At 39.0% G+C, this 25,565-nt stretch carries 27 protein-coding genes and 2 tRNA genes; 11 read left to right on the top strand and 18 right to left on the bottom strand.

Going from position 1 to position 25,565, the window contains the following annotated elements; genetic code table 11:
* Nucleotides 1-15: 15 nt before the first annotated feature.
* The 5 genes from BUC20_RS27330 to BUC20_RS27305 all read right to left on the bottom strand — a co-directional run bounded on the left by BUC20_RS27330 (nt 16) and on the right by BUC20_RS27305 (nt 3,325).
* Entirely contained in the window at nt 16-666 is a 651-nt protein-coding gene (locus tag BUC20_RS27330) for a class I SAM-dependent methyltransferase (protein WP_073235912.1), read from the bottom strand.
* Between the two features lie 65 nt (nt 667-731).
* Nucleotides 732-1,439, bottom strand: coding sequence for a helix-turn-helix transcriptional regulator (locus BUC20_RS27325; RefSeq protein WP_073235909.1), 708 nt, complete (start codon nt 1,437-1,439; stop codon nt 732-734).
* Nucleotides 1,440-1,796: 357 nt separating this feature from the next.
* Nucleotides 1,797-1,886, bottom strand: a tRNA-Ser gene (locus BUC20_RS27315).
* Between the two features lie 155 nt (nt 1,887-2,041).
* Complete coding sequence (locus tag BUC20_RS27310) at nt 2,042-2,356, bottom strand: hypothetical protein (RefSeq protein ID WP_073235903.1); 315 nt, start codon at nt 2,354-2,356, stop codon at nt 2,042-2,044.
* 120 nt (nt 2,357-2,476) lie between these two features.
* The gene (locus BUC20_RS27305) at nt 2,477-3,325 is read right to left on the bottom strand and encodes a helix-turn-helix domain-containing protein (RefSeq protein ID WP_073235900.1); all 849 of its coding nucleotides are present in this window, start codon (nt 3,323-3,325) and stop codon (nt 2,477-2,479) included.
* Between the two features lie 109 nt (nt 3,326-3,434).
* Here BUC20_RS27305 and BUC20_RS27300 point away from each other — a divergent pair, with 109 nt between their 5' ends.
* The 5 genes from BUC20_RS27300 (at nt 3,435) to BUC20_RS27280 (ending at nt 8,194) form a co-directional block, all read left to right on the top strand.
* Nucleotides 3,435-4,382, top strand: a complete 948-nt coding sequence (locus BUC20_RS27300) for a polysaccharide deacetylase family protein (protein ID WP_073235898.1) — start codon at nt 3,435-3,437, stop codon at nt 4,380-4,382.
* Between the two features lie 217 nt (nt 4,383-4,599).
* The gene (locus BUC20_RS27295; protein WP_073235895.1) at nt 4,600-6,024 is read left to right on the top strand and encodes an L-dopachrome tautomerase-related protein; all 1,425 of its coding nucleotides are present in this window, start codon (nt 4,600-4,602) and stop codon (nt 6,022-6,024) included.
* Between the two features lie 80 nt (nt 6,025-6,104).
* A complete protein-coding gene (locus tag BUC20_RS27290) occupies nt 6,105-7,115 on the top strand; it encodes a zinc-binding alcohol dehydrogenase family protein (protein WP_073235892.1) in 1,011 nt (336 codons plus the stop codon).
* 33 nt (nt 7,116-7,148) lie between these two features.
* Nucleotides 7,149-7,532, top strand: coding sequence for a hypothetical protein (locus BUC20_RS27285; protein WP_073235889.1), 384 nt, complete (start codon nt 7,149-7,151; stop codon nt 7,530-7,532).
* Nucleotides 7,533-7,678: 146 nt separating this feature from the next.
* Nucleotides 7,679-8,194, top strand: a complete 516-nt coding sequence (locus BUC20_RS27280) for a hypothetical protein (protein ID WP_073235886.1) — start codon at nt 7,679-7,681, stop codon at nt 8,192-8,194.
* A gap of 109 nt (nt 8,195-8,303) precedes the next feature.
* Here BUC20_RS27280 and BUC20_RS27275 read toward each other — a convergent pair whose 3' ends face one another.
* The 3 genes from BUC20_RS27275 to BUC20_RS27265 are packed head-to-tail and all read right to left on the bottom strand — an operon-like array spanning nt 8,304 to nt 10,834.
* A complete protein-coding gene (locus BUC20_RS27275; protein WP_073235883.1) occupies nt 8,304-9,002 on the bottom strand; it encodes a DUF4142 domain-containing protein in 699 nt (232 codons plus the stop codon).
* Between the two features lie 48 nt (nt 9,003-9,050).
* The gene (locus BUC20_RS27270; protein WP_073235880.1) at nt 9,051-10,103 is read right to left on the bottom strand and encodes a WG repeat-containing protein; all 1,053 of its coding nucleotides are present in this window, start codon (nt 10,101-10,103) and stop codon (nt 9,051-9,053) included.
* A 50-nt stretch (nt 10,104-10,153) separates the two neighbouring features.
* Nucleotides 10,154-10,834 (bottom strand): hypothetical protein, encoded by a 681-nt coding sequence (locus tag BUC20_RS27265; protein ID WP_073235877.1) that lies wholly within the window; start codon nt 10,832-10,834, stop codon nt 10,154-10,156.
* Between the two features lie 185 nt (nt 10,835-11,019).
* On the opposite strand from BUC20_RS27265, the gene BUC20_RS27260 reads away from it, so the two are divergent.
* Complete coding sequence (locus BUC20_RS27260; protein WP_084529332.1) at nt 11,020-11,610, top strand: rhodanese-like domain-containing protein; 591 nt, start codon at nt 11,020-11,022, stop codon at nt 11,608-11,610.
* 190 nt (nt 11,611-11,800) lie between these two features.
* Here BUC20_RS27260 and BUC20_RS27255 read toward each other — a convergent pair whose 3' ends face one another.
* Together BUC20_RS27255 and BUC20_RS27250 are read right to left on the bottom strand one after the other, a co-directional pair.
* Entirely contained in the window at nt 11,801-12,289 is a 489-nt protein-coding gene (locus tag BUC20_RS27255) for an imm68 putative immunity domain-containing protein (RefSeq protein WP_073235875.1), read from the bottom strand.
* Nucleotides 12,290-12,351: 62 nt separating this feature from the next.
* A complete protein-coding gene (locus tag BUC20_RS27250) occupies nt 12,352-12,918 on the bottom strand; it encodes a hypothetical protein (RefSeq protein WP_143166937.1) in 567 nt (188 codons plus the stop codon).
* Between the two features lie 477 nt (nt 12,919-13,395).
* On the opposite strand from BUC20_RS27250, the gene BUC20_RS27245 reads away from it, so the two are divergent.
* From BUC20_RS27245 to BUC20_RS34475, 4 genes are all read left to right on the top strand, one after another.
* Entirely contained in the window at nt 13,396-14,079 is a 684-nt protein-coding gene (locus BUC20_RS27245; RefSeq protein WP_073236658.1) for a PDDEXK family nuclease, read from the top strand.
* 4 nt (nt 14,080-14,083) lie between these two features.
* Complete coding sequence (locus BUC20_RS27240) at nt 14,084-15,217, top strand: outer membrane protein assembly factor BamB family protein (RefSeq protein ID WP_073235869.1); 1,134 nt, start codon at nt 14,084-14,086, stop codon at nt 15,215-15,217.
* A 740-nt stretch (nt 15,218-15,957) separates the two neighbouring features.
* On the top strand, nt 15,958-16,905 hold the full coding sequence (locus BUC20_RS27235; protein ID WP_073236655.1) for an alpha/beta fold hydrolase: 948 nt from the start codon (nt 15,958-15,960) through the stop codon (nt 16,903-16,905).
* Nucleotides 16,906-16,986: 81 nt separating this feature from the next.
* On the top strand, nt 16,987-17,130 hold the full coding sequence (locus BUC20_RS34475) for a transposase (protein WP_143166936.1): 144 nt from the start codon (nt 16,987-16,989) through the stop codon (nt 17,128-17,130).
* A 259-nt stretch (nt 17,131-17,389) separates the two neighbouring features.
* Here BUC20_RS34475 and BUC20_RS27225 read toward each other — a convergent pair.
* The 5 genes from BUC20_RS27225 to BUC20_RS27205 all read right to left on the bottom strand — a co-directional run bounded on the left by BUC20_RS27225 (nt 17,390) and on the right by BUC20_RS27205 (nt 20,819).
* Nucleotides 17,390-17,476, bottom strand: a tRNA-Ser gene (locus BUC20_RS27225).
* A gap of 97 nt (nt 17,477-17,573) precedes the next feature.
* Nucleotides 17,574-18,563 carry a YihY/virulence factor BrkB family protein gene (locus BUC20_RS27220; RefSeq protein WP_073235866.1) on the bottom strand — a complete coding sequence of 330 codons (990 nt, stop codon included), beginning with the start codon at nt 18,561-18,563 and terminating at the stop codon, nt 17,574-17,576.
* 9 nt (nt 18,564-18,572) lie between these two features.
* Nucleotides 18,573-18,980, bottom strand: a complete 408-nt coding sequence (locus BUC20_RS27215) for an acyl-CoA thioesterase (protein WP_073235862.1) — start codon at nt 18,978-18,980, stop codon at nt 18,573-18,575.
* Between the two features lie 2 nt (nt 18,981-18,982).
* Nucleotides 18,983-20,032 carry an endolytic transglycosylase MltG gene (gene mltG / locus BUC20_RS27210; RefSeq protein WP_073235859.1) on the bottom strand — a complete coding sequence of 350 codons (1,050 nt, stop codon included), beginning with the start codon at nt 20,030-20,032 and terminating at the stop codon, nt 18,983-18,985.
* A gap of 16 nt (nt 20,033-20,048) precedes the next feature.
* Entirely contained in the window at nt 20,049-20,819 is a 771-nt protein-coding gene (locus tag BUC20_RS27205; protein WP_073235856.1) for a PASTA domain-containing protein, read from the bottom strand.
* A 146-nt stretch (nt 20,820-20,965) separates the two neighbouring features.
* On the opposite strand from BUC20_RS27205, the gene BUC20_RS27200 reads away from it, so the two are divergent.
* Nucleotides 20,966-21,952 (top strand): D-alanine--D-alanine ligase, encoded by a 987-nt coding sequence (locus BUC20_RS27200; protein ID WP_073235854.1) that lies wholly within the window; start codon nt 20,966-20,968, stop codon nt 21,950-21,952.
* A gap of 166 nt (nt 21,953-22,118) precedes the next feature.
* Here BUC20_RS27200 and BUC20_RS27195 read toward each other — a convergent pair whose 3' ends face one another.
* From BUC20_RS27195 to BUC20_RS27185, 3 genes are all read right to left on the bottom strand, one after another.
* On the bottom strand, nt 22,119-22,898 hold the full coding sequence (locus BUC20_RS27195) for a DUF3575 domain-containing protein (RefSeq protein ID WP_073235852.1): 780 nt from the start codon (nt 22,896-22,898) through the stop codon (nt 22,119-22,121).
* 245 nt (nt 22,899-23,143) lie between these two features.
* On the bottom strand, nt 23,144-24,571 hold the full coding sequence (locus BUC20_RS27190; RefSeq protein ID WP_073235850.1) for an MATE family efflux transporter: 1,428 nt from the start codon (nt 24,569-24,571) through the stop codon (nt 23,144-23,146).
* Between the two features lie 453 nt (nt 24,572-25,024).
* Nucleotides 25,025-25,444, bottom strand: a complete 420-nt coding sequence (locus BUC20_RS27185) for an acyl-CoA thioesterase (protein WP_073235847.1) — start codon at nt 25,442-25,444, stop codon at nt 25,025-25,027.
* Between the last annotated feature and the right edge of the window lie 121 nt (nt 25,445-25,565).

Raw genomic sequence — 25,565 nt, 5'->3', positions numbered from 1 at the left:
GAGCTGCTTGATGGTTTATTTTTCGGCTTGGTAATAACAGTAGCTCCCAAGTTGGGTATTGATGAAACCTGTTTCAGTTACATTTTTAAAACCTGCCGAACTCATATAGGATGGCAGTAGTCCGTTTAGGTTATCTGCAGTCGTTTTAAAGCCGTCAACAATTTGCACCAGGTAAAAGGCTAGCCGCATGTGTTTAGATTTGGCTTTTCCCCAGTCGCCTATTGTGAGTGTTCCGCCGGGTTTCAATATGCGGTAAATCTCTTTCAGACATAGCGCCTTGGTGTCTCTGTCCAGGTGATGGAAGACCAGGGAACTGAATACTTTGTCAAAGTACTGATCGGGATAGGGAAAGGTTTTGCCGTCGTAAAGGTCAATGGGTAGGATGAATCCCTGTTTGGCCATGTTTTTTACAGCTAATGCTTTTACTTTGGGGTCGATGTCCAGCCCGCTGAGTTTAACACTGGGGTTTTGCCGGTGGATTTTGATGAGGTTTTGTGCGGTTCCGTAGCCAAATTCCAGTATGGTCTCTCCGCTTTTGGGCGCGAGTTGATCGATCAGTCTGGTTCTGAACTTGTTTTCTGGCATGGTGATTTTAATGGTAAGGTCATAAAACCGGGTCAGAAAGTCGAATGCCAGGGCTGGTGTATATCCTTTTTTTGTGCTCATGTCCTTTGCTTTAGGGTAGAACACAAAATTCCGCGAAGAACAGGTTTAAAACTTGTATAAAACGGCTAACTTTTGAGTACGAAAGAAGGGGTAAGCCCAAACATTTTATAGAATGCTTTATTAAAATGGGCGGAATCGGCAAAACCCGCAAAGTGGGCGCAGGTGGTTAAAGAGTGCCCGGTTCTTGATTTTAGAACAGCTAAGGAGATTTTTTTCCAAAGGATGTACTGATGAATGGAAATGCCCATTTGGGCTTTAAATAAGTGAGCTAGCCTGTCTTTGGATAAAAAGGAAGTCTCCGACAATTGGGAAATACTGATTTTCTCGTCTGAAAATAATGTATCTATGGTTTTAATGCAGTTCAGTACCCTGGGGTCAGTGTGGTCAATTCGCTTACCTTCAGCAAGCGCTGAAAGGATGGAAATGTCAAATTTTCCCGCCTGATGTAACTGATCCAGCCCGGCAACGTTCAACAGTACGTTTTTAGCGGATGCTAAATGGTATTGTTGCATGAAATAGCTACCTATGGCCGATAAAGGATCTAAAAACAGGAGGTCACAACTGCCGTTTATACAGCTGAAACCATGGGCAAGGTTTGGGGGGATAACTGCACTTTGAAGGCCGGTATGACTGGTATGGGCAGTTATCAGATCAAAAGATCCGTTCAGGCAGTAAACGATTTCAATGGCATAATGCGAATGCCTTTTAGTTTGGTAGTTGCTCCTGGAAAATATGGTATAGCCTTGCTCAATATTAAATGATCCGATAGACACGTCGATAGTTTTAAACAGCAAGACTAAATTAATAAAAATATAACATGTCTTTTTTGAAAGTTAATTCTTTGGCTTCTTCATATAGAAGAGCAAGCTGAAATTGGTTTTCATAATGTTAAACATTAAAAAGTAAACAAATTTAGCCTTGCAGTGATTGGGAATCAAGATCTTTAGTTTTGTAACTTGCTCAATATTAGTTTGATATTTGGTTTCTGGTGAGTCATTTCCTTTTCGGAATTTACTCACCGCATCACTCACCAATCTTATATGAATTTAGGAGAATTTTGATGCCTGATAAAAACAAAAAAGCCTGCTATCTTACGATTTGCAGGCTTTTTCTTGGTTTTGATGGCCATTTGGCGGAGAGTGGGGGATTCGAACCCGCGGACCCTTTGACAAGTCAACAGTTTTCAAGACTGCCGCAATCGACCACTCTGCCAACTCTCCGTTGCGAAAGTACGAATACAAGGCGGTTTTACAAACTTTGATTTATTGATTATTGCCTTTGCGTTGATCCTGAGCATGTTTAAATTGAAATAGATCATTATGTCTGCGGTCCATAAATAAAAAACAAATTTATATCGTTATTCAGGTTCTTATTTTTAAGGATTGAGTTTTACTTTTATTTCTTGTTTTGTTCCATTTATGGTAAGGCTGATGTTGAGATTACCTTTCTCAAGGTCATTCCCTGCATGCGCTAAAATACTGATCTCTGGTGCATTATTTTCCTCATAAGGGTATACGATTGTGATAAACCCTTGTGAAGCAGCGTCATTTTTAGATTTTTCAAATACAAATGCAGGCCTTGGTACTTCCTTTCTATACACATACGACACCTTACCTTGTTCTTCATTCAGGCTTACTTTATCCGCGTTTAGCGACTGTATTTCAGGGAACTCGTTTTCTACTCCGGCCATTTAAGGATCCTGGAGAAATGAACAACCTGACGCTAACTGCATCTGGCAAAAAAAAGCTGGATATCTTGCGCAGCTATCTGAAAAAATGGTGTCAGCGCAATGGCGATCGATTTTTTGAGTCTAACTAAGCTGACGCGCTGATTTCGGACTCATTCCTCTATATTTTTTATAGGTTTTATTGAAATGACTTGCATCGGTAAAGCCTAGTCTGGCTGCGATTTCGTTGATGTTGTGACGGCCATTCTTTAGTAATTGTTCTGCTGCTTTTAACTTTGTCTGGACGATATGTTGTTGTATGGAATCGTTGCTGTGTTTTTTGATGTAGATGCTGATATAATTAGGAGACATTGCAAACTTTTCAGCAATATTTTCGATGCGCATCTTATCTGAATCCATGGCATGCAACCTGATGTAACTCAATATTTGATTGAGTTTGTCCAGTTCAGTATTGCTTGGACAATGCTCGCCATGCATTGCTGTAGAATGGCTTCTTGCAACCATCATCATTATTGCTCCGAAAAGTTCCAATACCACCTCCCTGCTATAAGCACAGGTCTTGCTGAACTCAATCAGCAGGATCTGTAATAGATGTAAAAGATGCTTTCTGTCTTCCATATCCGAGACTAAACTGCCACTTGCAGTGGATGGGTTCTGTAATAAGGTCTTGATGACTTCCATCCATTTGGCTGTTTTTCCACCTTCCAGCTTTTCTATGAACAGTTGTTCTGTGAATTTTACAAAAATGAACTGGCTATGTTCAGCAATCTCAAAATAGTGAGCGTCTTCAGGTCTTAACAAAAATACGTCCCCTTCTTTATAGTTATAAGACTTGTCATTCAATACATGGTTCCCGGTACCTTGTTCTACAAATATAAATTCATAGAAATTATGGTTGTGGGTAGGGTATTTCCATTCGTCAAGTATTAACCGGAATACATTTAAAGAATGATAGCTTTTGAAACGTTTCATGTATTTGTTGTCATTAATTCTTACAAAAATACAATGAAATCTTACCATTTGTTGGAGGTCTGTGAAAATATCTTTGTACGAAATAATTAATTAATCAAATGAAATAATCATGGTTCCAAACATCAGATCCTCAATGAGCATCAGCTCTTTAATTTTAATCCTTATTTTCCTGACTTCCTGCAAGACCAGGCCGGTCCGGTCTCATTGGCCTAATGGCGCTCAACTGGTCATCTCCATTTCTATGCAATTTGAGACGGGTGGTCAGCCGGAAGGATCAGAAAGCCCTTTCTCAGGTAGTCCTTTGCCGAAGGGGCAACCCGACCTTCCAGCAGAAAGCTGGTATCGTTATGGCGCTACAGAGGGAATCTACAGGATGCTTGACCTTTGGAAGAAGTACGACATTAAAGTCACTTCACATGTAGTTGGAGCCGCTGCAGTTAAATATCCGGAGCTGGCCAAAGCCATTGCCAATGGAGGGCACGAGATTGCGGCGCATGGTATGTCCTGGGATAATCAGTGGAACAAAAACTATGCGGATGAATTGCAATTTGTAAAGCAGGGCGTAGATACCGTAGCGGCGATAACGGGGCAGCGTGCGGTAGGATATAACGCCAATTGGCTGAGACGCAGTCCCAATACCCTAAAAGTGCTGCAGAATCTGGGTTTCTTATACCACATCGATGATTTAAGCAGGGATGAACCTTTCCTTACTAAGGTAAACGGTAAAAACTTTGTCGTTATGCCTTATACGCTCCGGAACAACGATATCGTCAACATTGCCGGCAATCACTGGACACCTGAAATGTTTCTTTCGCAGCTAAAAATGGAGTTCGATCAATTGTATGCTGAGGGGCTTGCTAAAAGGCGTATGATGAGCATCAGTTTTCACGACCGCATTGGTGGAACGCCAGCGGTAGTAAAAGCGATGGAAGATTTTATTAAATATACAAAAGAGAAAGAAGGAGTTGTGTTTATGCGGAAGGATGATATCGCCAAAATGGTAATGAATGATCCTGATACCCCGGTTGACGATGCAGAAGCTCAGTATAATAAATAATTTTTTTCAATTCAATTTAGAAAAACGCATGGTGGACATGTCATTTCCGACGAGATATCTTCCATGAAAATAAAAGTCAGCGTAAATAAAAAAAACGGATATCAGATTGTATTGCCTCAACAGAACATTTGACCGCCAATGGGCACAACCTGCTCCAACAAAAAGCACCTGCTAATCAGAAGATAAATCTCAGTTAAAACAATTAAACTTTATAAAAATGATAAAACAAAGACTGGCAGCAATTGTTGCTATCGTAATCATCTCGATTACAAATATGGTATCAGCACAAGATCTAAAGCAGATACAACACTTTAAATTCGACGATAAAGGATGGGAGCAGATGGCGGAGAAGCTGCAGCGCAAATATGTTTATGGCGAACAAGGTATGTTAGCGCTGTTCAAAATGGATAAAGGTGCCATGGTTCCCTTACATCAACATCCCAATGAGCAAACCAGCTATATCACAAGGGGAAGCGTAAAAGTCTGCATGCAAGGGAAGGATTATATTGTAAAGGCTGGAGAGGTGTTGATCATTCCTGGAAATATCCCACATTCGTTTGAATGCCTGGAAGACGGTACACTGGATATTGATTTTTTTGCCCCGCCCCGAATGGACTGGATCAACGGAACGGCCAGCTATTTTAACGGTACAGCAAATAAACAACCAGAGCTGGAAGAAGTTGCCGCAATGGACATACGTCCTGGTGATGTCGCCGTTTCTGCTGAAGGAAGGGTCTTTGCAACAATTCATCCATTGGGTAGTCAGCAAACACAACTGGTAGAAATCATAAAAGGGAAAGCAGTACCTTATCCGGACGCTTCCTATCAGAAAAACAATAAAAAAGCCAATGATGCGCAGTTTGATGCGATGCTGGGTTTAATCTTTGACAAGCACAATAAACTCTGGGTAATTGATATGGGGCTTGAGTTGGGTAAAACAAGACTCTGGGCTTTTGACATCAGCAAGGATAAGGTGACAGAGAAAATAGAATTGCCAGCATCCATAGCACCTAAAGGTACTTTTACTCAGGATGTAACCATCGATGAAAAGAATGGTTGGGCGTATCTCGCGGATATTGCAAATCCAGGAATCATTGCTCTTGATCTTAACACGAGAAAAGCCACAAGGTTTAGTGGTCATCAGGCGTTACAGGCAGAAGATAAAGATATGGTGATCAATGGAAACGTTGTTCATTTTGGGGGCAAGCCGGCCCGGGTAGCCATAGATCCGATTACCCTTTCGGCAGATAGAGAGACTTTGTTTTTTGGTGCTATGGTGGGCAGCTCCTGGTATCAGGTTCCGGCAAAGCTCTTCAGGACGGGGAAAGATGATCAGACGATTGGTAATGCAATCAGCAAAGTAGGAGAGAAACCTTTTAGCGATGGTGCAGTTACTGATGACCTTGGCAATCATTACTTTACCAATCTGCAGGAAAATGCAATTACCAAACTGGATGCGAATGGTAAACTGAGTCACATCATACAGGACAAGGAAAAACTATTATGGTCAGATAATGTGTATCTGGCACCTGGTAACTGGATGTATATTTCTACCAACCAGCTCAATACCACCCCTGCGTTTACGGGTAATGGAGATCTTGGTAAAGCCCCTTTTTATATCTACAGATTTAAACTTAACTAATTCTTCACAGCATAACTGGCTCCGGAAAAGCGATTAGAGAAATACAAAATACATACAAGAGAAACATAAAATACATATATATGAAAGCAATAGGATTTAAGACATCATTACCTATCAATGATGTAAACAGTTTTCTGGAATTTGAAATGGAAAAACCAGCACCGAAAGGAAAGGATTTGCTGGTAAAGATTGCTGCGGTTTCTGTAAACCCTGTCGACTATAAAATACGTCAAAACAGCGCAAAAGATCAAGTGCTGGAAGTACCAAAGGTGATCGGTTGGGATGCGGTAGGCAAAGTAGAAGCGGTTGGTGATGAAGTGAGTTTATTTAAGGTTGGAGATGAAGTTTACTATGCAGGTGACATTAACAGGTCTGGAAGTAATGCAGAATACCAACTGGTTGATGAACGTATTGTTGGCAAAAAGCCAAAAAAACTTAGTAATGAAGCAGCAGCGGCAATGCCCTTAACGGCTCTTACAGCTTGGGAAATCATGTTCGACCGCATCAGGATTAATGAAAAAGATAAAGGTAAAACCATCTTGATTATCGGCGGTGCCGGTGGTGTGGGTTCTATCGCGATTCAGATTGCAAAAAAAGTGGCTGGTCTGACTGTGATTGCTACTGCAAGCAGGCCGGAAACAGTCGAGTGGTGTAAAGCACAGGGTGCAGATTATGTATTTAACCATAAGGATCTGATTAATGAAATGCATGAGGCTGGTTTTCAGTCTGTGGATTTTATCCTCGATTTTGTGGACATTAATATGTATTGGGATATCGTAACCGAACTCATCAAACCACAAGGTCATATTGCCTCCATCACGGGATCTTCTGACCCTGTAGCACTGAATAAGCTGAAAAATAAAAGTGTAAGTTTTTCCTGGGAACTGATGTATACCCGATCGATCTTTCAGACAGAGGACATGATTGAGCAACATCATATTCTGAATACAGTAGCTGACTTGTTGGACAATGGAATCTTAAAAAGTACGCTGAATGAAACCCTTTCGGGGTTCTCCGCTGATCATTTAAAAAAGGCACATCAACAGTTGGAAAATAACACAACAATAGGTAAGATTGTGATCAAATTTTAATCCATAGGGAGCTTATTCCAGAGGTACTTTGGTATGAAAAACAAACTCAGAAAAATCACAATTGACAATTCGAAATACTTATGGCTGGTTACAGGTAAATATCATTCGGAAACTGAAACGAATACACTTACGCTGAAGGTGTTTTTGGAAGGATATAAACAGAGTCCACTCATCATTGAGTTTTTAACCCTGGACCATTATTATGTTGGCCAGGTTTTAAACTCGGGAATTTCTTTGATCAACAAAAAGACAAATTCTACTGATGTTGTAAATATTAACGAACCCGGATTTGTACGGAAATTGATTTTAAAAGGTATTAAGGCCGGCTGGACCGGAGTGAGCAAAATTGACAAGCAGGATGGGCTTCAGTACCTGGAGGAGCTAGGTTATGATACCTTGGCTCTGCATCCTCTATAAATTTTCACATCATAAAATTCTCATAAAGTATGCACTGTACCAGTTAAAACAGCTCATAAAATATTTTTCAAAAAAAAGTGTAACGAATTCTGGTAGATCAATACTTATTTATTGAAAACCAAAAATTGAAAACTTTAAACAAAAATATGATGAGAACTTTAACTGTAAAATCTGAAGGAACAAAACCATTCCAATTGTTAGAAAACAATCAAATCCTGGCTGAATTAAATTACCCAAAATGGTATGGTACTTTTCAGGCGGAGCTGAGCTCAGCAAAAAGTGATTCCGTTTTAACTATAAAAGCGAGTGGCTTCTGGAAGAGTCAGGTTGAGCTGTGGGAGGGAGAGGAGTGCATTGCCAAGTCGACCCTGAACTGGAGCCTTAGTGTGATCATCAGTATTAATGGGAAAGAGTATCTGCTTAAAATGAAAAGTCTGACAGAAGGTCTCTTTGTATTGATGGATTCCGATAAGAATGAATTGCTTTATATTGATGCCGATATGGATTGGTCAAATTTAAAAGCATCTTATCACATCTGGTTCAATGAAGGTATAAAAACTGATTTATCAAACGAGATACTGTTGTTTTTAGTCCATAACTGTAATTACTTCAGTGCACTGAGTGGTAATGCCAGTTGCACTGAATATCTGGCTGCAATGTAAGTTTCGGATGAAATTACAACGGATTCAATCCAGATATTACTCCGGCCCATTGCCATTTCTATTCGCTGTATGGTTATGCCGGAGTATTATTTACTTATTTAAGGCTTGTCTAATTTGATTTTATTTCTTTGGTCAGTTCCTGAGCGGCCTCCAGGTTTTTTTTCAATAACGGCAATTTCTTTAATGCAAATGCTCTTAGTTCAGCGTCCTTCGCATTGCTACCCGCCACGGTGTAAAGTGTAATGAGGTTACGGTTACTTTCTATCATCGTTTTAACAAATCCCAAATCCGTTTTAGGACTGCTATTCCATGATGCTTCTGCATCCATAACCATATTTTTCTGCAAGGCAATGCTTGTCAATTCTTTTTTTATCTCTGTATGCTGCTCTATAATGAGGTTGGCGTAATCTTTTATTTTGGTACTCGAGGTGGTTTGAAGGGCACTTTTACTTACGCTAATTTCCGTCTGTTGGGCAGCTGTCATCCTGTTGATCAACTCTGTATCTGTAAGTGTCTCCAGTTTTTGCTGTTTGCCTTTAGCTATCGCATTCGCTCTTTCAATGGCATCACTTGCAATATTTGTTGCATTTTCTTTTGATCCGGCACCCCTTGGTTGATTAATTCCTTGCGACAGTCCATCGCCACTTGCATTAATCACAGAGCCGCTCGGGGCTTTGATAGCAGGATTAATAGTAGTTATTTTAGTACGTTTCTTTTTCCCCTCCGGAGATGAGTTTCTGGAAGTAGAACAGGAGTAAATCAGACAGGATAAAAGGGCTGAGGTTGCAATTAGACGAAGTGAGTTCATAGTTCCTTTATTAAAAATGTTATGCTGATCAAAACTAGAGAATAATCCCTATTTATTCTTCCATTCTCTTAAATGTTTTTTTACGTCAAATCTGTTTGGGGCATTGGGATGATTCCGGATATATTCCTTACTCTCTACTAACTTAGAAATGATAAATTTCCGTAGTGAGGTATGCTCTTCACTAACATAGAAGGAGTAATGAAAGATTCGTTTACCATCTTCAGTCACCAGAAATTTGTAATCTTCATCTATCTTCTGGTTCCCGTAACCCTGTAAAATATAATATGGGAAGCGCTGATCTGGCCTTTCAGTAATCTCAAACTGCAGCTTTGGAAGATCTTTTGCATCGCTGTATCTGAGCTGAAATATACGATTTAAGACCTCAAGGCTATTGAGCTGATCCGTTATTTTTTGTTCTTTAGCTGTGTAGGAAAAGGGGTAAGGATAGTAGCTGCCATCAGACAAATAATCTTTCGGGTTTTGCTGCTTTACTAAAGGAAGGACTTTTTCTCCGTTCCGGTTAATGACATGGCTACCTGCGTCTTCGGAATCCGGTGCAATTGTCCAGTGTTCACCACCTTTTTCATAATTCCGTTTCCATTTTCCGGTATAGGCCTGGCTGTAACCATAATTAAAAGGGTCAACGAAACTCCATTGTGCAGCAATAACCTTATTGCCATATTGGTCAGCGAAGCCCATTTTATCTCCATCTACGTAACGGCGCAGCCCTTCAGCGTAATAGTCAGGACCATTATCGAAGAGCTGAGGATAGTATAAAAATTTGCCTTCCCGGCTGTATACCTCACCCATGGGGATAGCAGGAGCATCTTTTCTGCTCGAGCCTGCACTTGTATCATAGAATTCTATTACAGGATCATTAATCGGCTGTGTAAAATCGTAATTGAAACCCGCATGATGGGTTGCAGGAATAATGATCTTACCCAGATGATCTTTAACCCCTACAAAGTTGCTGTCTGCACTGTAGAAATAGTAGAGTATGTTTTTCCCTGCTTTTGAATGATTGTTCTTTTGTGCATCTGCATCAGAAACGATTAAATAAAAAAAGGCAGTATATAGGAGTTGTTTAAGGTTGAATTTCATTTTTATTGGAGAATCGATTCAAAAATAGTTAATAAAAAATGCTTATTGACTCAATGTCTGTTCAAGATTCGACCTTCAATTTTGCTACTGGTAGAAAATTGCTCTTCGCAACTTCCATTGACAAAGTACATGTCGTTAATTTGCTCATCAAAAACAATTTCTTTACCATATTCAATAAGATGGATGCCCCCTGACTTACATATATTAAAGGCAATCCTTTCATTTACATCTGAGAAATAAATGTACGCTGGGGCACTTGCATCACAACGTACGATCCAGAATGCGATTTCAATAAGAACCTGCAGGTCTTTCAGGTCGATTTTAAACGCTTCTTTGTATTTCAGATCTTGTGTGATTTCCTCAAACTTCTTCAGCACTTTTTGGAAAGGTGGATATTTGTGATCAGGATTTCCAATAAAACTTAGCTTCAGGTCAGCAACAACGATTAGCTCGCTGACATTGAGTGTGGTCAGTAATTTAGTAAGCTTTTCAGATAGCTCAAATGTAAATGTACTAATGTCACTATGATGGAAAGAAATAACGCTGTAATGGTTTTTTATGCCATTATGGGGGATATTGATGGCATCATGCATGATGGTATACCACTCCCCATCATCACCATCCTCAAATAAGGGATCGGTATCAAACATGGCCTTTTGAATATCAACTATTACCGAGGTGATTGCAGGATAGTTATTGAAAACGGATTGTCTCGTTATACATTTGATCATATTTTCCTTTTTCTGGTCCCAACTATTTTTGGAAATTGATTTTTGAATTCTTTAATTTAGTTAAATTAATAAGCTATTTTGATAAATAATACACTTATTTTAGATTGAAACGTTATCTCTGAACACTGATTTCATTAGAATACCACATATTGGCCAAATATCTTTTAAAACTAAAATTTATACAGATGAAAAATTTAATATTAATAGTTCTTTTCTCCTTTACCAGCTACCACGTTTATTCGCAAACTTCGACAAACACAAAAAAGAAGTCGACACCGAAAAGTTATCCGAAAGCATTGGCAAGCTACAGTGATTTTAAAAATCTGGTGACTGAAATTGAAAAACACAGAGCCAGGAATTTACTGGACCTTAATGCCTTTCTGAAAATGAGTAAAGAAAAGAATGTTGTGATTCTGGATAGCCGTTCAGACTATCGCTATAACAGAATACATTTAAAAGGAGCGATTCATTTAGATTTTACAGACTTTACTCAAGAAAACCTTTGGAAATTAATTCCGGATCCTCAGACCAAAATATTGATTTATTGTAATAACAATTTTAGTGGGGATCAGACAGATTTTGCTTCTAAGATGTCAAAACCAATGAATAAAATCGAGTCACAAATATTATCCAACAGGAAGCCAATTATGCTCGCGTTAAATATTCCAACATACATTAACCTGTATGGATATGGGTACAAGAATGTTTATGAGTTGGATGAGTTGGTAAGTGTTAACGATAAAAGAATAAAATTTGAAGGAACTAAAGTAAAATAAGGAAAAAGCATATCTGCTGCTTATTTGGGGTTGAAGGGGGCAAGAACCCTATCAGGCCCCATCAACCCCCGACGTTACCCTGATCTTAGCCACGATAATTTAAAACATGGGTTAGCTATCTCACTGATCTCATACAGAGGAAGGTGGAGAAAGGGGTTTATAGATGTTGACTCGCTGACAAGAGATTACCTTATTTTTTGTCAATACAGTTTTTTAGTTGCTCAATGATTTCCGAAATATCGGAAAGTGTCTCGATTCGCCCTTCCTCATCAAGCATTTCAAATAAAATGAATTTGTCCGGATTATCCTGAATGTCAGTCAATGCATTCTTTAGCGTTACCAATTCTTCTTTTGTGATGTCAAAAATCAGTGATTTTGAACCGTATGCATTAGACAAATCAGCACTGCCATTTAATTCGCTTTCGACAACAACTGCAGTCAATGCGATTACAGCATCTTCATAATGTAAAAACTGGTCAAAATCCGGGTTGGTAAGTTTTACGTTATTGTCAGTCCCTTGATGTAATAAGCCGGGCTGATCGAAGTATTTTTTCAAGTCACAACGTTCGTAAACTTTTGTCAATGTTAATTTGTCGTTTGAAATTTCCTCTAAAAAACTTTGAAAATCTCCGCCATAATCACTTCCAAATGCGGTGTCTTTCCATTTTTCTATATACATGTTCTTAGTCTTATCGTTAGTGTTTTATTCAATTTTCTCGTTTTGCAAAATGGAGGATACATTTATATTTTAACTTTTACTTTTTCAAAATCACCGTTTTCATTTTCTTTCCATTGATTTTCTCCGATTAAATAATAGTTCCCTTTTTCTTTGATGATTCGATTTTCAAAATCTTGATTCTCTGAAATGAATGCTTTAGTCCTGGCGATTTCATTCCACTTTCTGCCTTTAAATGACCAAACGGATATGTTATTCCAGTAACCTTCATTGGTTTGAGCAAAAATTATGATTTCATTTACCTTGTCATTATTCAAATCTTCAGTTTTAGCAATAAAAATCCCCAAGCTTTGATCCAAAGTTATTGAGGGAATACTGTCTTTAAACTCAATTTTCATACAACAATTATTTTCCAGACCTTCAATTTCATTAGTTTCTATATTCCGTTTAAAACTTATAAATGCAGTGTCATTCTCTTTGTCATTATTGATGTCGCCAACATAAAACTTCTTAATCTCTATTTTTGGTTGAATAGCTTTTTCTACTTTCTTTTTTGGTTGTTTACAACCAAAGATCACTAAAAGCAAAAATAAACAGCTTAATTTCATATTAAATCTCATTTTTCGTTTCATTTCGCAAAATTGGCGGATAACATTTTGCAAGCTGGCGACAGTTGGAAAATGTGAATTGTGTGCGCTCAGTGAGGACAAAACGAAGTTATTAAAAAAGCGGTTTTCTACAACAACTAAAATTGCAATTGTACCAAACCATTGCTGACAATAACTGTCAATTCAGCAAATCGAATAAAGCGTGCTATCCTGTCTGTTTTTTAAGTTAAATTGTCTGGTAAATGGAGCATTTGAAACCAGCTTTAACGACAATGATAGACCTGCTTTTACTCATCAGCGCGGTAAGAAAAAGTTTATAGACGATTTGACCTTAAATCCCGAATAATAATCCAACGGCAACAAATAAAAACGCAGGTCCAACGAATAATAATGTTGGTTTTTTTAGTGTAAAGCAATCCCTATTTTAGCGTAATTATATAAAACCTTCAATTAAAAAAGCCAGTACTACCAATGGAGAAACTAAGCAATAAACCGGATCAAATGAAAAATGAACCATTCTTTAAACGATATAAAAAAACAGTCATCAGCTTTAGTGTAATTATAGCCCTGTTTTTGGGCTTAGGTTATTATGTGGGTTTTCAGCATATCCCGCATCATGTCAAAGAACTCTGGCAAATGATAGCGGGTAATACGAATCAGGAAGAACAGCCCGCAATGGATGCCAGTATTGCGACCGAAGGTATCACAACGGAGGTGGCTTCACGGGCACCAGAATTCCCGATGGATACTTTAATGTGGGTCAATGCGATAAAAAATGGAGATTATATTCCTGATGGGGTAAAGGAGGAGTTGGCAGCCATTAGAAAAACCGATTTTTCTAAAATGAGTGTTGCTACCGACAAACCAGATGATTTTGAAATTAAACAAGCAATTGTGCAAAGATTTGGCGAAGAGGCTATTAATCTATTGAAGCAAAATGATGCTACCCTAAAAGGTGGAAAGGCTTATAATGCGCCTTTACAAAATAGCCAGAAAAACGGTCAGGAAATTGCTCGGGTTACGATGATGGTTACAGCCTTCAACAGTAAGAATGATAACTTGATGAACATTCAGGAACCACTATTACCAGTATATGATTTTGTGAAGTTCGAAAGTGATCCTAATACCTGGTATGTCACCGACATTAGCCAAACCATTCCTTACGATTACAAGTTAAATAAATAAAAAGATGAGGTTACTTCATTATGCCGGGTTTTTACTGTTAGGTATTGGTTTATTTGCCTGTACCAAAAAGCAGGAGCCAATTAAAACTAATCTGTTAATTGCCACCAGTAATGGCGATCTGTACAATGTCAATCTGGCTACTGGTAAATTACAATGGCAAATATTAGATCAAAGAAATAATACTGAGCTGACTTATTTTACGCAACAGGATCAAACCATTTTAAGAGCATATTCGGATAAGCGTATTGTGGAAATTGATAAGCAGACCGGAAAAATCAATTGGGTTTTTACAGACGAAGTGTCGCCCAACCAAGCCGAATATGGTTATAACTTTAGCGATGTATCCCATCTGTTATTTGCTCAGTACCCAATTATACAGGGAAGTAATTTTATTTTTGGCAGTAGCCAGGGTGAATTTAAGTCGGTAGACCAGAAAACACGAAAAGTGAAATGGACACATCAGATTCATCAACCTATTTTTTGTTCTCCGGTAATGTTCAACAATAAAGTAGTCATAAATGCCAGTTCTTCAATCAGAACATTAAATCTGACCAATGGCAAGCGGATCGCAACTTTTGATTTAGAAACACCCGTTTTTCTGGCTCCCATTGTAAATGATAATCTGCTTTACCTGGTTGATGAGCATGGCGGTGTATACTGCCTTGACGCTGATTTGAATTTGAGTTGGAACCATAAACCTGAGATCGAGATGTTTCAGCAGACTAAACTCAATTTTAGTGAAAAGGATATCATCTATGGTGATACCGCAATGGTTTCATTAAAGAAAAATGGTGGTAAGTTGAACTGGCGAATTGTTTTGCCTCATCAGGTAGATAAAGAAGGGAAGAATAATCTTTTACAGTCTATGGAGGTGAGGGATGATGTCATTGTTGCAAATACCCCACATTATTTGCTCGTTATTGACCAGGATAATGGTAAGGTTTTAAAGCAGAAACATTTTGCAGACAGGGAAACGATCGGGCAGATCAAATATTATAATGGATTTTACTATTACCTCTGTTCGGATAACAATTTATATAAGATTGATCAGGATTTGAAGGAAGAAACAGTGGTGGCAAAGAATATTAAGTATCAAACCGAAAGAGCCATGGATGATACGTACATCGAGCTGTATTGAGATCGCCGATATTAAGAGAATTTTGTTACCTGATGAAAATGAAAAAAGCTTGAAATCTTAGGATTTCAGGCTTTTTGTATGGCTTTGATCACCATTTAGCGGAGAGTGGGGGAACTGTACCCACGGTTAAAATCCCGCTTTAAAGTATTGTATCGAAGGATAGAGATTGGTGACTCACCGAATCACTCACCGATCTTAATATCTTTTATAGCTGCAAATGCTGTATAATAAATTTAGGTATAAATATTTTAAAACAAAAATCTTCTCCAACATGATAGGTCGTAGAAATTTTATGCTCAGAAAGTTTGTCTTTTGGACATAATTCATTAAAAACTAATAGCGTGTTTTCCTAAAAAAATTAACTTTAATCATTATGGGAAGACCAAAAAAAACAATCCCCGAAAATTTTATCAAGGATGTACGTCGCAGTACCCGAAGAATCTTCACTGCAGAATAGAAATTTTGATCGTGATGCAAGCGCTACGTGCAGAGAATTCTATCGCCGAGATCTGTCGTAAGCACAGTATTAACTTAATACAAATTTACAGAAATTTTTATTAAGTGGTAGCAATGAAAGCGCAAGAACTAAGAGCAGGAGTAATCGCAGTATTTTTTATAAATTTGTATGATCTTATAATTGGCATAGGTTGACCGAAAACACTGGTCATCAACATTCCGAAATGCCCAAGTGATTAAATATTGAAGCTGTAATCTTGCAAAATAATACCGAAATTAAAAAAATGGATAAAAACCGTCCTTCGCTCATAATGAGAATATCAAAAATATTTTTAAAAACAATCATAGGAATTGTAGCCATAATCGCTATCCTACTCATCACGACATTCCTGATTCATCAAGTCAATTCAAGCATCGAAGCTGATAAAATTGAAGATTATGGTCAAAAAATAAAAATTTTTGACGGTACAATGAATATTACAATAGATGGCCATGATCCAGACACGGTTGTGTTACTCACCGGATTTGGAACGGCAAGCCCAAGATTAGATTTTGAACCATTAATCAGAGAATTAGACAAAAAGTATACAGTGATCACGATTGAACCTTTTGGTTATGGATTGAGTAGTGAAACAAATCGTGAACGCAGTTTGAATAATATGTCGGAAGAAATCCATGAAGTTGTGAAACAATTAAATCTTAATCGTTTTATATTAATGGGGCATTCCATTGCAGGGCTTTACAGCTTAGCATACATTAACAATTATCCAGGTAAAGCAATCGCATTTGTAGGTATTGATACCAGTGTGCCAACACAACCTTGGCCGGGTTATAATTCGGCACCTATGGATTTTTTAGCCAAAGTAGGTGTAATGCGTGCATTTTTAAAGTTTTTTGGAAATGAAAAACCTAAAGAAGAATCAGAAGTACACCGTTTTGAACAAGAACATATGATCACGATGAAAGTAACCGGAAACAATACTTTGCACAGAGAAGCAACTTCATTAAGTAATAGTTTTAAAGATGCTCAAAAATTATCTTTCCCGAAGGATTTACCGGTTTTATTATTTGCAGACGAAAACTCAGCTGTCAAAGGCTGGACAGAACTGCATCAAGCGCAAGCTAACAGCGTGGATAAGGGAAAACTAATCTTATTGCCTGGTTCTCATTATCTACATCATACACAATCTAAACGAGTTGTAGCAGAACTTGAGTCTTTTTTAGGAAAATAAAATAATTGATCCCGTCGTAGCGCTTCCTTGTTTGAAGTGTATAATAACAGCAATTAAATCTGTATAACATTCACTACTTGGATGATCTCGGTAAATCACACGAAGAAAAAAGTTCACAGTGATCAAGGTGACATGGCTATTCAGGTCCCCAGGGATCGAGACGGCTCTTTCAACCCAATTATTGTTCCCAAACAACATAACATGATTGACGGGTTGAAAAAGTAATCGTATCGCTGCATGCAAAAGCTATGAGTGTGTCTGATATTGAAAACATGATGCGCGATGTTTAGTATACCTTATCGTTTGGATGGTTGTATATCAAATAGATATACGAAATTCGGTGAGTCATTTCAATTTCCAAAACTACTCACCGAATCGCTCACCTACAGGATGGGAAACGGTGCATGTTTTGGTACCTCTAAAATGCAAAAAGCCTGAAATCTTACGATTCCAGGCTTCTCGTATGGCTTTGATCACCATTTAGCGGAGAGTGGGGGATTCGAACCCGCGGACCCTTTGACAAGTCAACAGTTTTCAAGACTGCCGCAATCGACCACTCTGCCAACTCTCCGCGACAAAAGTACAAATACCGCTTGATTCTGCAAATTAACAATCAGATAAATTAACGAAAACTTGATAAGCCCTTAAAGATGAGTTAGAAAAATTTTTTATCTTTCTGAATTGCCGGGGTTGGAAGGTGTTTTTTTGAACATATTGAAGTTCGGACGGATAATTTTAACGCTTCTTTTTGATAAATCTACGCTTGCATTCAGCTCAAATCCGACCAATAGGATCAAAGAGTTCAGGTAAAGCCAGATCATCAGGACAATCAGTGTACTGATTGAACCATATACTTTATTATAGGAACTGAAGTTGTTGATGTAAAAAGAGAAGCCCCAGATCGTTAAAAACGCGAGGACGGTAGCCAGGCAGGAACCTGCGCTAAAGAATTTCCATTTCTTCGCATGTGCCGGTCCGTACTTGTATAAAATAGAAATCGTTACAAAATAAAGAATCCCCAATAATGACCAGCGTGTCAGCTGAATCAGGTAGGCGATAAAGTTCCCTTTAATATTCAGCTCATCATCAATATAGTTCAGGGCAACCTCTCCAATGGTCATTGCCACGATGCATATAATTACCGATAGGGCGATGGCCACCGTCAGTAAGATGGCGATTAAACGTTGCTTTACCCAGGTTCTGGTTTCGATGATCAGGGAAGACCTGTTAAAAGCCATCATCAGGCTATGTACACCGTTTGTAGCGAAAAATAAAGACAGAAAGAAACCGAAGGATAACAATCCGCGGTTAGGCTTGTTCACGATCTCATTTAAGGTCGCTTCAAAGGCTCTGTAGGCATCAGCAGGCAGGATGAGTACAATGAAGTCCATTAGCTGCTTCTGGAAGCCTATTCTCCTTGGGATAAAGGGAATCAGGGTAAAGAGAAAGATGATGGCAGGAAACAACGCGAGCATAAAGTTATAGGCAAGCGAAGAAGCTTTATTGACTAAAGAATCCTTTCCAATCTCTTTGAAAAAAAACGAAGCAACAGTATAAAGCGGCAGCGGACTGAAACCAGGAAGTATACATACTTTGGTCCAGGCTATAAACAAAGCATAAATTCTGATTTTTAATAGTTGCCTATGTACCCACTCCATCTACCAAATTTAATTAAAAAATACCTTTAACTTCTCCATGAAATTTTCCGGAGGGGAGCAAGGTTTATTCTTCGCCATATCCACGAATACGAGGGTTGTTTTTCCAATATTGATCAGTTCCCCGGCTTCGTTAAACAGTTCATAAACGAAATGGATGCGCACTCCGGGAAGCTCATGGATCGTCGTTGTAATCGTAATCTCCTGATCGTAAAGTGCAGGTTTAATGTATTTGCAATTCAGCTCTAAAACAGGCATCATCACCCCACTGCTTTCCATACTGGCATAATCCATTCCCAGGCTGCGGAGCATCTCTACACGGGCAACTTCATAATATTCTGCGTAATTGCCATAATATACGTATCCCATCTGATCCGTTTCTCCGTAACGTACCCTTACCTTAGTGCTATGTGTATACATCCTTATTTGTAAATGTTGCGTTTGTTTAAAGCTTCTCTGTATTTTTTTGCATTGATCTCATGTTCCTGAACGGTAACAGCAAAATTATGGAATCCCGAGAAATCCTCCTTCGCACACATATAGATGAAATTGTTATTGTCTTTATTTAATACAGCATCAATTGCATTGATACTTGGCATCATGATTGGTCCCGGAGGCAATCCTGCATATTTGTAAGTGTTATACCTCGACTGAACCTGTAAAAGAGAATTGGTTACCCTTTTTACGGTGAAATCATCATTGGCAAAGATCACCGTTGGATCTGCCTGAAGTAAAATCCCTTTTTGGAGACGGTTTAGGTATAAACCCGCGATGATTGGCATCTCTTTATCATATAGAGCCTCAGAATCCACAATAGATGCTAAAATTGAAACCTGAATCGGACTCAGGTTTAATGCTGCTGCTTTTGCTTTGCGTGAATCATTCCAGAACTTCTCATATTCTTTCTGCATTTTCTCAAAGAACTCAGAAGGAGCGGTATTCCAGTACAGTTCATAAGTATTTGGAATGAACATCGTATAACTGTTGTCTTTATTGAATCCGTATTTTTCAATCAGTGCAGCAGAATCCAGTAATTTGATGAAAGTAAGTGAATCTGATTCTAAATTTTTAGCCAGATAGCCTGCAAAATTCTCTTTCTTTCTGATATTTTGAAACTTCAGTTTTACAGGTTCCTGATTTCCTGCTTTCAGCATATTGATCAAACCACGGTTCGTCATTCCTTTAGCGATTTTATAGCGTCCTGGTTTTAAAGCTCCCTTTAAATCCATTTTTGCTGCAGCCTGACTAAACGATCCGATATCTGTAAGGATGTCTTTCTGGCGAATCTCCTGAAATAAATCATCCAGTGTATGTCCTGTTCTTACATAAAGAAATTTCTCTTTCCCTGTGGTATTTGGAGCGAAGTAGACCTTGTAGAATTGTAATCCATAATAACCGCCAATAACCAGTATCACCAGCAATGCCGCTAATATTACCTTAGTCTTTGTTTTAAAGCTTTTCTCGTTTGTCATAAGATGATCGTAAAAATTATTTCTTGTTGGATAACGTAATATTTATCGGACTCCAGATTTTAACTTTCGAAACGGAGTCCGTTAAGAAAGGGTCCTGTTTAACAATAACGGCATTTAGGCTATCTGTGATCTCTCCTTCATAAGTTATTGTGCCTAAAGTAAGCATAGCGCCATTTTTTAATGCAAATATAGCCTCATCTTTAGTCAGGCCAATTAAGGAAGGTATGTCAACTTCCTCGTTTCCTTTTCCGTCACCCAGCACAAAGTCAATCCTTGAGCCTTTTGGTAAAGATTCTCCGGTTTTAAGTGGTTGTCCGCCAAACATAGCCTGAAGCACTACATCCTTGCCTACATCAGATCTATATGTGGTGTCACCAAGCTTAAGGCCATAATTTTCAATGAGTGCCTGTGCTTCTCTCAATGGTTTCATTTCTATATCGGGAAATTTAACATTTGGTGCTAATGCCACATTTACCGTTAAATAAATCGTTCTGTTCCCTTTTACAAAAGTATTCGCTTCAGGATCCTGGTCAATCACAATGCCTGGAGGCGAATCCATCACAAATACAGAATCTACCTCATAACGAAGACCCAGGTCTTCCAGTTTACTTACTGCCTGTGTAAAAGCAAGGCCTTTCAATACAGGTACATTTAATCCTTCACCGTGTTTGGTGTAATATCTTAAACTAAAGAACGCAGCGAGCACAATCACCACTACAGTTACAATCGCGGCAATAAAGTTGTTTCTAAAGGATTTCGTCTTTAGGTAAGATATGAAGTTGCTCATAGGTGTTTTTTCGTTCTTATTGTATTTTGCCCAAAAATAGGCTAAAAAAATATTTTATTGGAATTAAAATAACATCTGCACCAACTAATTTATATTTGTGCATACATTTAGCTTATTACTTTTAATAGGTTTTAACACGCTTAAAAATGAAGAAAACATTAGCATTACTAACCGGTGGTACCACAGGTGAGTGGGTCGTATCGGTTAAAAGTGCAGCCACTATCGCCCAAAATCTGGATGCCGACAAGTTTGATGTTTATAAAATTATGCTAACCCAGCAAGGTTGGTTTTATGAACCTGCAGACTCTGTGAAAATTGAAGTCGACCGTAACGACTTCTCCCTGACCATTAAAGGCAGGAAAATTATGTTTGATGGTGTATTTATTGCCATCCATGGTTCTCCGGGTGAAGACGGTAAATTACAAGGATATTTTGACATGCTTAACCTTCCTTATACCACCTGTGATGCCCTTACTTCGGCCATCACCATGAATAAAGGATATACCAAAGCAATTGTGCAGGGGATTGAAAATCTTCATATCGCTAAATCTGCTCAAATCTTTAAAAATACTGCTTATAGCCTGGAGCAAATAAAAAAAGACCTTAAAATCCCATATTTTGTAAAGCCCAATAATGGAGGAAGCAGTATTGGAATGAGCAAGGTGACTCATGGTGCAGATTTGCAGGCTGCGATTGATAAGGCCTTCAAAGAAGATACACAACTGCTGATCGAAGAGTTTATTTCCGGTCGTGAATTTACGGTAGGGGTAGTGAAGCTGGATGGTAAAGTAACCGTATTACCGGCTACAGAAGTAGAAACAGCGAAAGAGTTTTTTGATTTTGAAGCCAAGTATACCCCTGGGGTAGCAACAGAAACCACTCCGGCGCCAATCAGACCGGAAACAAAAGCAAGAGTAGAGCAGATTGCAAAAGATGTATACCTTAAACTGAACTGTAGCGGTGTGGTGCGTATTGATTTTATCCTGACGGAAGATGAGGGGGATTTTTACTTCATCGAGATCAATACTATTCCAGGACAAACTGCAACAAGTTTTATCCCTCAGCAGGTTGCAGCAGCAGGAATGAAGCTCAATGACTTTTATACCAAGTTGGTAAAGGAAACTATAGGTTAGTTCCTTTTTACTTAAAAAACGCGAACCACTCTTTTCATCCCCGAATCTTTGCTGAAGGGCAAATACTCGAATGTCTTCAAAGAGGATTCGCGTTTTTTTATTAATACTGCAAGAACTTTTGGTTCCTTGTACGGAGTCAAAAAAATGCAATCCCTAAATAGGGGCGTTAAAAGCGGTATCCGATGCTCAATCCTGATCTTAAACCTGCCCATGGGCCATCAAAATCTATTTTGGCACCGTTTCCATCAACTGTATATTTGGTTTTTACCAGAGGAAGATCTTTAAAGTCCTCGTCAAGTGCCTTTCTCAGTTCGTCCTGTTCCATTGAATTCAGCGTTTTCTTACCTGAAATATTTCCGGAAGCAAAGCCGTAATTTGGTCCTGCGATCCACAGATCAAGAGAAATGGACTTGCCCAGACTCCATTGCGCTCCAATCATCACACCCCCGGTAAAGGTATCTACGCCTCCGTTAAAGTCCATTTTATCCTTAACTGTAGTTGTTGCGTTTTGTTGGTATTCATAATGGAAAGGAAGGTCAGCATTATACCTGGCGTACCTCAGAAAAGGAGCGACATAGAAGCCCTGAAAAACGCTTTCCCCAAAATAATACCTGAATTCAGGGGTAATGGAAAAGTTTCCTGTTTTAAAGTCCTTAATGCTGTTCCAGGTCTGGTCATCATCAATGGCATTTTTCAAAACTGAGCTAAATGGCATGCTTGATTTAGGCATAAACCTCAAACCAAGTGCTAAAGATGTTTTTCTGCCGATCGCCTGCTCATATTGAAATGAATAATTTTTAAGCAGCAATGCGGCAACATTCCACTTCACTAAATGTTGTGCACCTTCGTCATTCGTATTGTTTTGTTGGGCATAACCATTACTTGCGGTTAACATCAGTGCCAGGAAACTGATGGATAAAATTGTTCTGGTAAAGGTTTTTCTCATACTGTGTATGTTTATTCGTTTGTTTATCCAAAACTACGTATTACACCTTCAGCATAACAACATTTGTTCCTGTTTAAATTTCCCACCACATGGTATACCGGCCCAACGGAACTTAATTTCTCAAAAAAAGATGCGTTCCAGGAAAAGGCATAGGAAAATTTTGCGCTTTTTCAGCGCAAAAGATTCCAGCCTTTGAGTGGTAATGCTTCTTTTTTAAACAGAACCTTAATTTCAAATGAAAGGTATTACACCTTAATCGTTTTCCATCTGCCTTTTTTAAAGAGAAGAAAACCTGCAATAGCAATCCCCGTTTCCGCTACCGGAATCGCGATAAACACCCCGGTTGGTCCCATATTAAAATGTTTCGCCAGTAAAAAAGCCAGGGGAATCTGAAACAACCAGAATCCAAAAAAGTTAACCCAGGTTGGGGTCCAGGTATCACCTGCACCATTGAACGTGCTGATCAATACCATTCCGATTCCATAAAAGATGTAACCAAGGCTCATGATTTGCAGGGCACGGAGTGCTACTTCCTGGACCAGCTTATCATTGGTGAAGAAGGAGATGAAGTAATATCCGCCAATAAAAGTAAACACCATTACAGAAGCCATGTAGATGACAATATATTTTGCGGTTTTCATGACCGATTGTTCTGCACGGTCTATGCGTTTTGCGCCCAGGTTCTGTCCGACAAGTGTGGCTGCAGCATTACTCATGCCCCATGCTGGTAACATAAAGAACATCATTAACCTTAAAGCGGTCTGATAACCTGCTGAGCCATGATCTCCTCCGGTGGTTGCGACAAGCTGCGCTAAGAAGATCCAGCTGCAGGAAGCAATAATGAACTGGAAAATTCCGGGAGTAGCGATCTTCAGTAAAGCTTTAATCTGTTCGAAATGTGGTTTAAAATAAGACAGATGAAGCTTTAGCAGACTTTTTCCACTTACCAGGTGATACACCTGATAGCACACACCAATTCCTCTGCCGATAGTGGTTGCAATTGCAGCACCTGTTAGCCCAAATGCCGGGATCGGACCAAAGCCATTGATCAGAATCGGACATAGAATGATATTAGCGATATTGGCAATCCATAAGCTCTTCATTGCTATAGCTGCATTTCCGGCACCTCTGAAAATACCATTGATCAGGAAGAGCAACACGATGATCACACTTCCTCCCATCATGATTCTGGCAAATGGAGTACCTTGTACTGCTGTTTCTGCTGATGCGCCCATGAGGAGCAGGATCTCTGAAGCATAAATGAAAGCGATGATGCTGATCACTATATTAACGGCGACAGCTATAATAATTGCCTGAACACCGGCTTTTGCTGCCGCTTCCGGATTTTTCTCACCTATACGCCGGGCAACTACTGCAGTTGCCGCCATGCTCATACCTATGGCCAGTGAATAAATAATGGTCAGCACTGATTCCGTTAGTCCGACGGTTTGTATCGCATGACTACTATTGTGAAGGTGACCTACAAAATAAAGGTCTACCAATGCAAATACGGATTCCATGGCCATTTCCAACATCATTGGAATAGCAAGTAGAAGAACCGCTCTACGAATACTGCCTTGGGTAAAATCAAGGTCTTCGCCTTTTAGAGCCTGTTTTAAAAGAATAAAAATTTGAGATAGCTTACCTGATGAAGCTGTTTGCTGTTGTGACATAAATAGGGGAAAATGGGTACAATAAACCGTTATCAGCATGAATGCTGAATCTTTTAATTGGTGGAAGGAGGGGAGTCCTCGGTCTTAGAACCTTAAACGGACTGCGAATACAATCATCGTATTGCGGTTTAGTTAGGTACCAAATATAGTTTTTTTATGATTAAATCTTAAAAAAAGAAAATATTTTTTGCTCCCCGGAGAAAACAGACCGATGCCAGGTTCATCTCCAGGGATTGCCAGTCAATCAAAGGCTTTTTTATGTAAACGTATATCAGGAATTAGACGGCTTTTGGACTGCTCCCAGCTATACACGCTCTAAGCTCGGTCTATACTCGGTGCACACTCGGTCAGAAGCCTGGTAAAGGCGGGTAAGCAACGAGTAAAAACTGGGGATAAAATGGGGGATACCCCCGGCAGGCCCGGAGGTGGTATGGTGTTGTTAAACAGGAAGCATTAAATGCTGTAAGCCTGAATCATTTCTTCATTCACTTTACAACCTTTTCCAGTGTTCGTATCGATCATCACATAATCAAACCAACCATCAGATGCGATCTTTCCGGTTCTCTTGTTTTCAATCTCAAACTGTACCCTGCATCCTTTTTCGTTGATGGTGAGGATTCCTGTTCTTACCCCAATCACATCTCCAAGAATCAGAGGACGCTTGAACTCTACATGGGCGGTACGTACTACCCAGCCGAAACCACTTTCCAGAAAAGATTCCATAGGCATCTTGTAAAATTGCTCCATCTGGTCGTACCTGGCTGCAAGGACATAATCGAAGTATTTGCTGTTGTGAACATGTTGAAACATGTCTATGTCATCCGGACGTACTTTTAATTCACTTTCAAATATGCTGTATTCGTTCTTTTCCATGTTTTCTTCGTTCTGGGGGCAAAAATAAGGTTTAGATTTTATTTATATTTGCTCCCGCTGAGTAAATTAAAAGCAGATGACAATTGTGGGCTTACAACTTGCTATTCATTAAAACTTAAAC

Origin of the sequence: Pedobacter caeni, assembly GCF_900129215.1 — a bacterium.
In the GTDB taxonomy this organism is placed as follows: Bacteria; Bacteroidota; Bacteroidia; order Sphingobacteriales; family Sphingobacteriaceae; genus Pedobacter; species Pedobacter caeni.
The sequence above is the reverse complement of the archived record's forward strand: the minus strand, read 5'-3'. Positions and strand labels throughout refer to the sequence as shown.

What these genes read in the sequence shown, in the direction of transcription:
- BUC20_RS27330 (WP_073235912.1), bottom strand. Translation starts at nt 666, where the DNA reads ATGAGCACAAAAAAAGGATATACACCAGCCCTGGCATTCGACTTTCTG.
- BUC20_RS27310 (WP_073235903.1), bottom strand. Translation starts at nt 2,356, where the DNA reads ATGGCCGGAGTAGAAAACGAGTTCCCTGAAATACAGTCGCTAAACGCG.
- BUC20_RS27305 (WP_073235900.1), bottom strand. Translation starts at nt 3,325, where the DNA reads ATGAAACGTTTCAAAAGCTATCATTCTTTAAATGTATTCCGGTTAATA.
- BUC20_RS27300 (WP_073235898.1), top strand. Translation starts at nt 3,435, where the DNA reads ATGGTTCCAAACATCAGATCCTCAATGAGCATCAGCTCTTTAATTTTA.
- BUC20_RS27295 (WP_073235895.1), top strand. Translation starts at nt 4,600, where the DNA reads ATGATAAAACAAAGACTGGCAGCAATTGTTGCTATCGTAATCATCTCG.
- BUC20_RS27290 (WP_073235892.1), top strand. Translation starts at nt 6,105, where the DNA reads ATGAAAGCAATAGGATTTAAGACATCATTACCTATCAATGATGTAAAC.
- BUC20_RS27285 (WP_073235889.1), top strand. Translation starts at nt 7,149, where the DNA reads ATGAAAAACAAACTCAGAAAAATCACAATTGACAATTCGAAATACTTA.
- BUC20_RS27280 (WP_073235886.1), top strand. Translation starts at nt 7,679, where the DNA reads ATGATGAGAACTTTAACTGTAAAATCTGAAGGAACAAAACCATTCCAA.
- BUC20_RS27275 (WP_073235883.1), bottom strand. Translation starts at nt 9,002, where the DNA reads ATGAACTCACTTCGTCTAATTGCAACCTCAGCCCTTTTATCCTGTCTG.
- BUC20_RS27270 (WP_073235880.1), bottom strand. Translation starts at nt 10,103, where the DNA reads ATGAAATTCAACCTTAAACAACTCCTATATACTGCCTTTTTTTATTTA.
- BUC20_RS27265 (WP_073235877.1), bottom strand. Translation starts at nt 10,834, where the DNA reads ATGATCAAATGTATAACGAGACAATCCGTTTTCAATAACTATCCTGCA.
- BUC20_RS27260 (WP_084529332.1), top strand. Translation starts at nt 11,020, where the DNA reads ATGAAAAATTTAATATTAATAGTTCTTTTCTCCTTTACCAGCTACCAC.
- BUC20_RS27255 (WP_073235875.1), bottom strand. Translation starts at nt 12,289, where the DNA reads ATGTATATAGAAAAATGGAAAGACACCGCATTTGGAAGTGATTATGGC.
- BUC20_RS27250 (WP_143166937.1), bottom strand. Translation starts at nt 12,918, where the DNA reads ATGAAACGAAAAATGAGATTTAATATGAAATTAAGCTGTTTATTTTTG.
- BUC20_RS27245 (WP_073236658.1), top strand. Translation starts at nt 13,396, where the DNA reads ATGAAAAATGAACCATTCTTTAAACGATATAAAAAAACAGTCATCAGC.
- BUC20_RS27240 (WP_073235869.1), top strand. Translation starts at nt 14,084, where the DNA reads ATGAGGTTACTTCATTATGCCGGGTTTTTACTGTTAGGTATTGGTTTA.
- BUC20_RS27235 (WP_073236655.1), top strand. Translation starts at nt 15,958, where the DNA reads ATGGATAAAAACCGTCCTTCGCTCATAATGAGAATATCAAAAATATTT.
- BUC20_RS34475 (WP_143166936.1), top strand. Translation starts at nt 16,987, where the DNA reads ATGATCTCGGTAAATCACACGAAGAAAAAAGTTCACAGTGATCAAGGT.
- BUC20_RS27220 (WP_073235866.1), bottom strand. Translation starts at nt 18,563, where the DNA reads ATGGAGTGGGTACATAGGCAACTATTAAAAATCAGAATTTATGCTTTG.
- BUC20_RS27215 (WP_073235862.1), bottom strand. Translation starts at nt 18,980, where the DNA reads ATGTATACACATAGCACTAAGGTAAGGGTACGTTACGGAGAAACGGAT.
- mltG (WP_073235859.1), bottom strand. Translation starts at nt 20,032, where the DNA reads ATGACAAACGAGAAAAGCTTTAAAACAAAGACTAAGGTAATATTAGCG.
- BUC20_RS27205 (WP_073235856.1), bottom strand. Translation starts at nt 20,819, where the DNA reads ATGAGCAACTTCATATCTTACCTAAAGACGAAATCCTTTAGAAACAAC.
- BUC20_RS27200 (WP_073235854.1), top strand. Translation starts at nt 20,966, where the DNA reads ATGAAGAAAACATTAGCATTACTAACCGGTGGTACCACAGGTGAGTGG.
- BUC20_RS27195 (WP_073235852.1), bottom strand. Translation starts at nt 22,898, where the DNA reads ATGAGAAAAACCTTTACCAGAACAATTTTATCCATCAGTTTCCTGGCA.
- BUC20_RS27190 (WP_073235850.1), bottom strand. Translation starts at nt 24,571, where the DNA reads ATGTCACAACAGCAAACAGCTTCATCAGGTAAGCTATCTCAAATTTTT.
- BUC20_RS27185 (WP_073235847.1), bottom strand. Translation starts at nt 25,444, where the DNA reads ATGGAAAAGAACGAATACAGCATATTTGAAAGTGAATTAAAAGTACGT.